Below are 11,040 nucleotides of genomic sequence, written 5' to 3'. Positions count from 1 at the left end.
CGGGGTACACAACACCCCACTCATCGATGAGTGGGGTGTTGTGTACCCCGGTTACTTACCCCATTTCTTGCAGATTTTGCTTATGGCTCAGGTTTTTCATGCAAGCTACCCCTGAGATACACCCCATTTTATGCAAACGGGGCTGATTGCTCAGATTTTTCCTGCAAATTTGGTTTTCGCTTCGGGTTTTTCATGCAATTCACTCCTGTGATACACCCCATTTCTGCATTTATGAGGCTGTATTTGCACAAATTACCGCAAATATCCCCATTTTCGCAACTAAAACAGCACCCCATTTCTGCAAGTATGGTCATCTTTGCCTCTATCTTTGTACCCCATTTCTTATGTCTGCCTAACTTGCCACTACCCCACAGCACCCCATTTCTGCAAGTATGGTCTTTTTTTGACCCATATTTACACTTCCACTACGCAACCCACACCCCATTTCTTACAAATGACCAAACCGTAGCGATCGCCTACTCTAAATTTGCACCCCATTTCTTATATCTGTCTAATTTCTCACTCACAACCTACACCCCATTTCTGCAAGTATGGTTGTTTTCTCCCAATATTTGCACCCCATTTCTCATTTCTGGCTAACTCCCTACTCCCAAACTACACCCCATTTCTCATATTTGCCCAAACTGTAGCGTTCGCCTACTCTAAATTTGCACCCCATTACTTTTGACCTGCCCAAACCGTAGCGATCGCTCTCACCATTCCTCACTCTCTATTCCCCGTTCCCTCACCCCTGGACTGGCATCTACGATGCCCAACAACGGCGGCTGTCGCCGCGTCTCGCGTTAGAGTGACTACTGCCTGCCTATTCCCCACTCCCAATGACCAATGACCGACCGCCGCCGCCTCTCGCGTTCGAGCGATCGCCTACTTTCAATTTGCACCCCATTACTTTTGACCTGCCCAAACCGTAGCGATCGCCCTCACCACTCCTCACTCCCTATTCCCCATTCCCTCACCCCTAGACTGGCATCTACGATGCCCAACGACGGCGGCTGTCGCCGCGTCTCCCCCTGGCTTGACTGCTTCTCGCGTCCACTGCGCCCATTTTTAGGCTAATTTAGCCCTTGCCTCTACTTAAATGCTTTTATATAAATCAACCATATAATTCGTGCTTTTTCTTTGTTAACCAGACTTTTATTGGTTCAGAAAAGTTTGACCATTCAGGTGTTTGTGAAAAAACTCTAATTATACTATTTAAGCCTATTTCTTCAGAACATCCCATCTGTTCTACTAAAACTTTTACTAAATTATGGTGATCTCCAGCATTAATTATATCAGAAACTAAAGCTTTAATTTCTTCACTTTCATAATCAATTTGTGTTTGAATATTGCGAATACAATTGAAAATAAATTTTTCTGGTTTTGCATTTTTTGGTAAATTAAATTGCGTTAAATGTGTTAATAATCTATCTCGCAAATTATCTATTTCCAAGCCATGCCCTGTTACAACTTTTTTGATTTGTTTTTTCTTTTCTTCTTCAGTAACAAAGACATCTCCGTCTAATACAAATAAAGCACTATCGATTGATTGACGAGAAAGGGCTAGCCCTCCAGAAATAGTAAATACATTTGTAGCAGCACCATATTTATAAATTACTACATCTTTAGAAACCCCACATAGTCTACAAATGTGGCTAACAATTGCTTGTGCAAGGTTATCTTCAACATATATTTCAATTGATTTTATCTGTTTCCCAGTCATACGGCGAGTAATATCTGGAGTTGTATTGGCCATACAAACTGTATGTTGTTCAGTTTGATGAATATGCCTTAATTCAACTTTATCTTTTAATTCAAATAATTCAGTGTTATGAGAAGTAAATATTATTTGATGATGCTTTTCAATAGCACGATCATAAATAACTGTAATTAATTTTTTAAGAGCCTGTGGATGTAATAATAAATCTATTTCATCTATTAAAATCAAACTTGAATTATAGGGTGTTCTAAAAACAGCATCAAGTATTGTAAATACTCTTTGTTCTCCTGCCCCCATTGTTAATGCTGAATATTGTGTAGTTCCAACTTTTACTCCAATAATAGTTTTATTATCATATGTATGTACGTGTAGGCTATCATAATCCTTGTTGAGAATATAACCTGCTTTTTGACGAATTAATATGTCTAACTCATTTGATTGTGTTGCTGTTGTGTACTGAATTTTTTGTCCTTTATTTTCAGATTCAATTACTGGAACACAGGTCTTTATTTCAACAAACTTTACATATCTTTCAGGTCTTCTTTCATAAATTACCCATCTATCTTTTTTTGAATAATCTTTGATTGCATGAAAGTATTTATGAGTATCATCACTAAAACTATAATTAATAGATAGATATGAACCCGTCCAATTAAAGTGATTATGTGGTGGGAAAAATCTGGAAAACTTGTAATTTTCATCTTCTTTTCTGAGCGGTTTATAGACACAACATAAAGCATATAGAATAGTTGATTTCCCACAACCGTTTACTCCCATTAACGATATCAATGGTGAGCCTTCTAAATTAATACTTACCTGAGAAATGTTTTTAAGTTTTTTAATCGAAATTTCATGAATAATTTGACTATGTGTTACCATTAACTCTCCTTAAGCATGGAAGTATATCAAGCTAAGTCTTCGGCTATTACTTAATATTTATTTGAATAATTTGTCAAATGTTGTCCTATTAATATAACTCGATATATAGGACATCACCAGTGACAGCAGCAACAGCAGCAATTACTGGGCTGTAAAGAAATCTCAAAGCGAACCTACAAGCTATTGATCTAAGATGCGCGACGCAAAACTTGTGCGTATAGGCAGTAGCCTATTTTACCAAGAAGTGTATCTTGGCGGATACCTATTTTTACAAACATTTTAAAAGATTTGCTATTTGCGATTTGCGAATATAGAATATTATTGTACTATCTGTTTATCAATAGCGTTGAAAGATAATACTATGTTGAAGCCTCAAGACGTTGTTGTTCTGCTTAAGGTACATAGCTTGCAAAGTTCTGAATGGACTTACAGTGAACTAGCTCAGAGTTTACATATGAGCCAATCTGAGGTTCATGCTGCTTTAAAACGCTCTGAGTCTAGCGATTTATATGATTGTTCTTCTAGAAAAGTCAAAAAACGCTCTTTACTCGAATTTCTCATACATGGGATTAAGTATGTGTTCCCTGAAAAACCTGGTACTTTAAGTCGAGGTATACCCACAGGACATTCTGCCGAGCCTTTGAAAAACTTAATCAGTGTAGATCCTAATGATGCCTACGGTGCTTATGTTTGGAGCGATCCAGAGGGTTCTGTTAAAGGGCTAAGTGTTAATCCTTTGTATAAATCTGTTCCAGCCGCAGTAAAAAATGACCCAAAATTACATGAATTGCTTAGTTTAGTTGATGCAATTCGGGTAGGTCGTGTGCGTGAACAGAATATTGCAAGTCAAGAGCTTGAGCAGAGATTGATTAAAAAATGAATGAGTCAGTTCAAATGCTGGAAAAAGCTGCAAATTTACTTGCAGATGTACACAAACAAATAGTTTTTGTAGGGGGTGCAACAATCTCACTTTATCTTGATGAACTTTCTTCTGGTGATGTACGTTCTACTAATGATGTTGATTGTGTTGTTGAAATCACATCTACTGCCGAGTATTATCATTTTTCTGAAAAACTTCGCAAGATTGGGCTTGAAGAAGATATAGAAAGCAGAGTGATATGTCGTTGGCGTTATCAAAACTTAATAATGGATATTATGCCAACTAATTCCTCTGCACTTGGCTTTTCTAATTCTTGGTATGAGCCTGGTGTTAAAAATTCAATTATCTATAAACTTCCAAGCGGACAAGAAATAAATATATTTCCAGTACCTTATCTCTTAGCATCAAAAATTGAAGCATTTCTGGGACGAGGTAACGGTAATTATTACTATAGTCATGACTTGGAAGACATTATACTACTACTAGATGGTTGTCCTTCATTAGAAGAGGAAATACAGCAAGCCTCTGAAGATGTAAAAAAATTTATAAAAGACTGGTTTACACGCGAACAAGACGATCTCTTAGAAATTGCACCTAGCCACCTTTCATCAACATCCAAAAACGCTGGACGTGACAGAAGACTTTTATCTTTAATTGAAAGATTAGCTACGTGAATAAAAGCTTTGTTACAAACACACAATTCAGCTTGTGTCCTGTTGTGGGGGTGTATTCATGTTGTGCGATCGCACCCTCGCCTAAAATAGCGGTATCTAGATTAATATCGCCATACCTGTGAGTTAGAAAGGTTGATCAATGGAGTCCAAAGAAACCAAAAAACCCTACAAGCCCAAGAAAGTAGAAACCGAAACACCGAAATTTCAACACGTTAAGATACTTGACTGTAACCTACCAGTAAATCGCGTGATATTCGAGTGCTGGCACTGTCAACAGGGTTTGTTGTGTGAGGTAGAAACGCTGACCACCGACCTAACAGAGGTTTCATGTCCGACTTGCTCTAAAACCGCTATTAGGTTGAGCGCCTCTAAGGTACTTTCCACAACGCCTATCCCCTCGCCTTGGCAGTCATAAGCAGTATTGCCAATATTAATTTTTTACTCATTGTTTGCTGACTTTTCACAAGATGGGGAAAGTCACTTAAGCTTTAAGGAATTTCAGACAGTGATTGATAAACTATTTTAGTCATTGAGGTTTTTAGTTCGAGACTCAATAATAAATTTACAAAATTTTTTCAGAAATTTTTTTACTATTAAATGCTAAAAAGTCTCAATAAATATTGAACAATGATTTTTTAAGGGTTTCAGCTTGTTTCCAACAATATTTTTACTGTAAACCAACAAAAAATAATTAGTAAAACCAAATAATTCCAACCCTCACCAATATTGACCAATCCTGACCAACAATTCCTAATATTTCCCAATTTATCCCAACTTCAACCCAATTACTCTTCTATTAAACATTGATTATTGAACAAATTATCATTAACTAAATATTTCCCCAACGATTCCCAATATCCCCCAACAATTCCCAATATCCCCCAATGATTCCCAATATTTCCCAACAATAACACAACAAAAATATGCCCTAATAATTACGCACATTACGCCAAAAGTTTCTGAAAGTTTTGACAGATATTTTTTATATTGAACTTCAACAAAACTTGTGGAGAAAATTTTTTTGAACTGCATCTACTACTAAAAATTTTTCACTCTGCATCAAAACCAATTGGTTTTGTCTGAGTAAATGCGCTTTGACATATATATACACAAAGAATTGCCCAAGCTAGAGACATTAAGTTATATAAAGTTGACGGCAGAGGTAAAGCTATGCTGACCATTACTAATATCTCCTCTTCTATGGCACTTACTTACTACCTCAAGAATGGCCAGCAACAAGGAACATCACGCTGGTGAAGGTGAAGGTGCAGCACGACTAGGACTGTCAGGCGCGAGATCATCAACAAGCTTTTAAAAACTTGCTCCTTGGGACAGTGCTACTAATGAATCACACCTATTGCTTTATGCTCACACCCTGGACTGGCATCGATGATGCCCAACGACGGCGGCTGTCGCCGCGTCTTCCCCGTTGCCTGTTCTTACTCCCAATGACTAATAACCAATGACCAACCGCGACTGCTAACACTGTTGCTTTCTCTTTTACCCCAGGATTGGCTGCTAAATTTTCGCGTCTACTGGTTTTTTATTTTTACTAATTTACTTCAATCTCAGTAAGCGTTTTTTTAGGTAGCAAAACATCACAGTGTACAATGTCAGTTTTATGTTAAATCTATGGTAAATCCACGTCATTTTCACGTTAAATCTATGTCATTTTCACGGCAAGTTCATTTTTTCACGACGGCGACAATGTTAATTTCACGGCAAATTCATGTCATTTGACGTTAAATTCATGTTAAATTCACGGCAAATTTACGGCATTTTAAAAACCAAAAGTTTCGCACATTATGCCTAAAAGTTTAGGCAAGTTTTTCGCACAAGTTTTAAAATTTAATTGAGACAAAAATTTTTTGACTCAATTTTGAAACCTTCAATACTACAAACGTAACATTTAGCTGAATGCTAACTGCCAAGAACACCCAGCCCCAGCAAGCTGTAAATTACTTCATGGAAGGTTATGACCATGAGCTAAACTCTCGTTGGTCTGGTAACGGTGCTGAGAAACTGGGCTTGTCAGGTGCTATTGAGGATAAAGAAATTTTTACCAATATTGTCTTAGGCAGATCACCGGATGGCAGCCAAGCTTTGTACGCCAGGGCGCTCAATTCCTCAGAACGCCGTGCCGCTACAGATTTCACTTTCTCCGCACCCAAGAGTGTCAGCTTACAAGCTTTAGTAGGAGGAGATGAAAGGCTGATTGATGCTCACCGTTTAGCTGTCAGAAAAACTCTCTTCCTCATTGAGGAACGCTACAGCCACACCAGGGTAACTACAGATGCAGGGCGAAAAGTAGTCAGAACGGGCAATTTGGTAGTGGCTGAATTTGACCATATTGAAAGTAGAGAACTAGACCCCCATTTACATACTCATGCCCTGATTATGAACATGACTCAGCTTGAGGATGGCAAATGGCAGAGTCTATCGAATCAGGATATTTTTAGAAATAAGAAATTCCTTGGCATGGTCTACCAACATCATCTGGCTGTTGAAGTCCAACGGCTTGGCTATAAAGTAGACCCCAAGAAACACGGTCAATTTGAAATCAAGGGATTTCGTGAACAGGATTTAGATGAGTTTTCTAAGCGCAGGCAGCAGATATTAAAAGTTGTTGGCGAAAATTCAACATGGTCGGAACGAGAAGGGGCTTGGAACATCACGCGCAAAGCAAAGCAGAACATCAGCCCAGAGCAGTTGAAAGCTAAATGGCAACAAGAAGCTGATGCTTTAGGTATTCAATTTGTACAAATAGAAACCCCGTTGCATCAAATTCAGCCAACCGCTATTACCCAAGAACATCTAGAAGCAGCTATCGCTTATTGCTCAGAGAAAAATGTATCTTTCGCTCAGGAAGATTTAGAAAAATTTATCCTTGACCTTGAGCTAACTACTGATGTCACCCAAATTGAAGGGCTAATTGCTGAAAATGCTGAATTACTTAAACTATCAGATATCAGACGAGACTTTACTACACTTAAGGCAGTTCACCGAGAAATAGCCACCATTAAGTTGATGCAGTCGGGGCAGGGTAAACTCACCCCCATCACTCACCCAGAAATAGCCCAAAGCCACCTAGAGAAAACTGCTCTCAACCGTGACCAGCATCAGGCTGTTTTGGATGTAGTCACCACAACGGATCAATTTACGGCTTGGCTAGGGGTCGCCAGTGCTGGTAAAACTTTCGCTCTCAAGGAGTTGAAGGAAATCGCCGCCGCCTTGGGCTACACCATCAAAGGTCTTGCTTGTAGTTCTACCGCCGCTCTTGTTTTGGAACAAGAGTTAGATATACAAGCTGAAACTGTCGCTAGGCTGTTAGTCTCTACTCCACCAGAGACAATTGCACTTAATCAAATTTGGGTGGTGGATGAAGCAGGTTTACTAAGTGCTAAAGATGCCCTCGCGCTTTTGGAACGGGCTGACCTTGAGCAAGCTAGGGTGTTGTTAATAGCTGAGACAAAGCAGTTATCAGCCGTAAAAGCTGGCAACCCTTTCAAGTCGCTGCAACAGGCAGGAATCAAAACTAGCTACCTCAACGAATCTCATAAACAACGTGCGCCAAAGCTGGCATTAGCAGTAAATTTGATTGCCTCTGGCGCTGTTGAGGAAGCATTTAACCGTTTGGATGAACAAGGTTGTATCCAGACTGTTACACCAGAATCTAAAATTTCGGAGATCGCTGATGAGTATGTAGCAGCTACACCCGAACAACGAGCGCAAACCCTAGTATTGGTGGGAACCAATCACGAACGACGGGCAATTACCCAAGCCATTCGGGAGCGTCTCAAATCTGAGGGCAGTTTAGGAACTTCGGTTATAACTAAACAGCTTCAAGCCAAGGACTTAACAGGAGTTCAAAAACGTTACACCCATAATTTTGAACTGGGTGATCTGCTCATGCCGACTCGTAATTATAAACGCCGGGGGCTGGAAAAAGGTCAACTCTATGAGGTTGTGGGCAAGAATGATGATACCCTTACTCTCAAAGATAGTCATGGACAGCATTTTCAAGTAGACACGAGATTTGATAAGGCGATTTATCAATCTCACAGCATCGAAATTGCCCCAGGAGATCGCTTACGCTGGACTAAAAACGACCGACAACTGGGGCGACGCAACGGGCAAGAGTTTGTAGTTAAAACAATTGCTGGCTCTAATGCTCACATCGAGTATTTAGATGGCGGTCGAACTGACATTATCAACCTAGAACAAGCCCAACACTTGGATTATGCCATTGTCACTACTACAGATAGTATTCAGGGTAAAACGGCTGACAGAGTTCTCATAGCTGCTGATGACACTATTGGACAAGAAAGCTTTTATGCTGCTGTTAGCCGCGCTCGGTATTCGTTGAAACTTTACACAGAGGATAAAGAAAAATTACTATCCCTAGCTCAATCTACCAAAGCCAGAGAAAACGCACTTTTTTTACTACGGCAACAGGAATTACAAAAGCAGCAATCAAAGCAGTTTCACAGTGATGTTGTTACAAAGCAAGTATCATCCCAAATTCAAACATTAATAGAGCCACCTATTGTTAACAATGAGTTCACCCCAGGGGTTGTTGAGAAATCACCACCTGACACACAGCCAGAGTTTGTATTTTTGACTGCTACTAGCCCTGATGAACCACCAGCTTTTGTTGAGGATAGCGGTATTCATCCAGCCATCTCGGCTTTGACCGACCAAGAACTTTTTTACTTAGAACAAGCTGTTAGAGAATATTTCTCTGAACCTGTGGCACAACTACCGCCGCCAATCGATAGGGAAGGTATTAACAAGCAAATTGCTGTACTACAAGCAGAAATTGATAGGTTGTGGACACAACACGCTCATCAAGAACAAAGGATTAAATCAATGGAACGTTTACCGTTTCATGAGTTAAATAATAAATATAATTCTCTGATAGACCAGCAGTTAAATACCATTAACACTATTCATCAATTATTTATTCAAAAACAACAATTACAAGCTTCTATAGTGCAGTGGGAAGCTCAGACTCAAGATTATCTAGCTTGGGAAGAAAATAAAAAGACTAAGGAAATGAAACTTATCTGGAAAAATTTAGAATCGCCAGAGGTTCAAGAACGTTTGCATAATTTCCACAATCAACTCTTAATGCAACAACAGCAGCAACAAGCCCAGTTTTTAGCTAACTCTCCTAGTGAAAAGCCAAACCAGTTTAGGCGATTAAGAAGGTAATGTTAGTTAACTACATTTTGGGGTTATTGCCCAGCATCATCTAGTAAGGCATTGTCTACTTGCTACATTTACGATGCAGCTACAGCTACTTTAGTATTTCCTCAATCCCCTGTGTACAACATACATAATACAAATTGAGCTTCAGCTTATTGAGAATTTTCGGGGCTAGTTGAGAGACACCCCCCCCTAAATATATACTGAATACTTAAATTTAAAGGGGGGGTGTCCCAAATGTTATACATGACTTGGCTTGATCTGTACTGAGATAGCCTCAAGGCGATTTTTGACCTTGTAGTATGCCTCATTTACTCGTTACTGACGCTAGATTGCCTCTTCTTCGCTCTGGTAAACAATATCTTCATGTAGAGTTCATTGTTGCTACTGAGGCGCTTTAGAGCGTTTCTTTATGAAACTGAAATAAAGAATCTATAGATGAAAAATAATGCAAATTCTAGATTTTTTAGTTGCTATCAACGGCGTTGGTCAATTGTGGGGTGCTAATGGGCAATTTTTAGGATTGCTATCAAATAATCAGTACGATTCAAACTCAATTAGCAACCCACATGGGATGTATGGCGGTCAACACGGCTTATACAGCATCAGTAATCCACATGGAATGTATGGCAGTCAGCACGGTTTATATAGCCCATACAACAGTTTTTGTTTAAATCCGCCTATTATCTTCTTTCAAGGTCAACCAGTAATTATAGTTACAAGGAATGCTTATATACAAAACCAGGGATTAGCTGTAATTGACCCTGATTTGTTATTAGGTTTATACGCACAACTAACAAGTTCTAATCCAGCATTGAGAAGCGTGCCAACTCAACTCGATTACTTAACAAGAGCCTCACAAACAATAGCACAGTGTTTTTATTAGGTGAGATTAAATATAATTTTCTGATTCTTGTTGCTACTCAAGAGGAATTGAAGCCTTTTGAGCAGATAGCTTATTGCTGATTTGGGAAAAATATTGCTTCCCTGACCCAGACAAGCCGAGTAAAAGAATTGTCAATAAAACTTACAGCCGACTTAAAAAACTTTTCATGTGGCCTATATTCCCAAGTTTGGATTATGGCCTCCTTCCATTCGCTAAAATGCCATACCCAGCAACGATGGCCCACAGGATTATCTATCTGTTGCTGGCTGTTAACTATTGACTCATGACTGTTGACTGGTAACTGTTGACTAGTGACTGTTGACTCATCAGTGTTGACTACTAACTCATGATTGTTGACCATTGACACCACCGAAGATTCCCCAGCTTCTACTACTGGGGGTTGGTCAATTGACACCGCCGAAGATTCCCCAGCTTCTACTACTGGGGGTTGGTCAAAGATACTTGGTTGAATTACTTGTGGCTCGTAAAGTGCAAGTATCTTTTGCTGCTGCTCATCACTCAGTATTGCCCAGGCTTCATTCTTCTGCTGTTCGGTGACAGTCATAAACAGGTTTTCGCATTCTTCCCTAGTGGTGGCCGCCGCTAATTCTTCAGCTAGTATTGGCACAATCGGATCTACTTGGGGGACGGCGGCCACATCTATTACTGGCTGGGTTGCCTTAATTGCTTCCTTATGCGCCAAATACATCTGGGCCTGCTTCCAACTCTCATCAGTAATTTTACGATATTTCCAAGAGTGACCATCGGCTTTTTTGGTTTCTAATTCCAAGGC

At 39.6% G+C, this 11,040-nt stretch carries 12 protein-coding genes; 8 read left to right on the top strand and 4 right to left on the bottom strand.

From position 1 onward, the window contains the following. Nucleotides 1–192 precede the first annotated feature (192 nt). The 3 genes from H6G83_RS33790 to H6G83_RS33785 all read left to right on the top strand — a co-directional run bounded on the left by H6G83_RS33790 (nt 193) and on the right by H6G83_RS33785 (nt 1,077). Entirely contained in the window at nt 193–600 is a 408-nt protein-coding gene (locus H6G83_RS33790) for a hypothetical protein (RefSeq protein ID WP_190480387.1), read from the top strand. A gap of 84 nt (nt 601–684) precedes the next feature. Continuing rightward, nucleotides 685–807, top strand: a complete 123-nt coding sequence (locus tag H6G83_RS36180) for a hypothetical protein (RefSeq protein WP_277876488.1) — start codon at nt 685–687, stop codon at nt 805–807. Nucleotides 808–846: 39 nt separating this feature from the next. Continuing rightward, complete coding sequence (locus tag H6G83_RS33785; protein WP_190480385.1) at nt 847–1,077, top strand: hypothetical protein; 231 nt, start codon at nt 847–849, stop codon at nt 1,075–1,077. A gap of 37 nt (nt 1,078–1,114) precedes the next feature. Here H6G83_RS33785 and H6G83_RS33780 read toward each other — a convergent pair whose 3' ends face one another. Then, nucleotides 1,115–2,599: an ATP-dependent nuclease gene (locus tag H6G83_RS33780; protein ID WP_190480383.1), complete on the bottom strand. Its 1,485-nt coding sequence runs from the start codon at nt 2,597–2,599 to the stop codon at nt 1,115–1,117. Nucleotides 2,600–2,960: 361 nt separating this feature from the next. Here H6G83_RS33780 and H6G83_RS33775 point away from each other — a divergent pair, with 361 nt between their 5' ends. The 3 genes from H6G83_RS33775 (at nt 2,961) to H6G83_RS33765 (ending at nt 4,568) form a co-directional block, all read left to right on the top strand. Continuing rightward, nucleotides 2,961–3,479: a hypothetical protein gene (locus H6G83_RS33775; protein ID WP_190480381.1), complete on the top strand. Its 519-nt coding sequence runs from the start codon at nt 2,961–2,963 to the stop codon at nt 3,477–3,479. Continuing rightward, nucleotides 3,476–4,153: a nucleotidyl transferase AbiEii/AbiGii toxin family protein gene (locus H6G83_RS33770; protein ID WP_190480379.1), complete on the top strand. Its 678-nt coding sequence runs from the start codon at nt 3,476–3,478 to the stop codon at nt 4,151–4,153. Before H6G83_RS33775 ends, H6G83_RS33770 begins: the two co-directional genes overlap by 4 nt. Before the next feature lie 139 nt (nt 4,154–4,292). Further along, nucleotides 4,293–4,568: a hypothetical protein gene (locus H6G83_RS33765; protein WP_190480377.1), complete on the top strand. Its 276-nt coding sequence runs from the start codon at nt 4,293–4,295 to the stop codon at nt 4,566–4,568. 634 nt (nt 4,569–5,202) lie between these two features. On the opposite strand, the gene H6G83_RS36175 is transcribed toward H6G83_RS33765, so the two are convergent. Beyond that, entirely contained in the window at nt 5,203–5,334 is a 132-nt protein-coding gene (locus H6G83_RS36175) for a hypothetical protein (RefSeq protein WP_277876487.1), read from the bottom strand. Nucleotides 5,335–5,507: 173 nt separating this feature from the next. Then, nucleotides 5,508–5,639, bottom strand: coding sequence for a hypothetical protein (locus tag H6G83_RS36170; protein ID WP_277876486.1), 132 nt, complete (start codon nt 5,637–5,639; stop codon nt 5,508–5,510). Nucleotides 5,640–6,070: 431 nt separating this feature from the next. Here H6G83_RS36170 and mobF point away from each other — a divergent pair, with 431 nt between their 5' ends. Both mobF and H6G83_RS33755 read left to right on the top strand, forming a co-directional pair. Continuing rightward, nucleotides 6,071–9,367, top strand: a complete 3,297-nt coding sequence (mobF, locus tag H6G83_RS33760; protein ID WP_190480375.1) for a MobF family relaxase — start codon at nt 6,071–6,073, stop codon at nt 9,365–9,367. Nucleotides 9,368–9,809: 442 nt separating this feature from the next. Then, nucleotides 9,810–10,247, top strand: coding sequence for a hypothetical protein (locus H6G83_RS33755; protein ID WP_190480373.1), 438 nt, complete (start codon nt 9,810–9,812; stop codon nt 10,245–10,247). Nucleotides 10,248–10,317: 70 nt separating this feature from the next. Here H6G83_RS33755 and H6G83_RS33750 read toward each other — a convergent pair. After that, nucleotides 10,318–11,040: hypothetical protein (locus H6G83_RS33750; protein ID WP_190480371.1), on the bottom strand; the 723-nt coding region annotated here is incomplete at its 5' end.

This window comes from Anabaena azotica FACHB-119 (assembly GCF_014697625.1).
Lineage (GTDB): Bacteria > Cyanobacteriota > Cyanobacteriia > Cyanobacteriales > Nostocaceae > Trichormus > Trichormus azoticus_A.
This window is presented reverse-complemented; position numbering and strand designations above follow the sequence as displayed.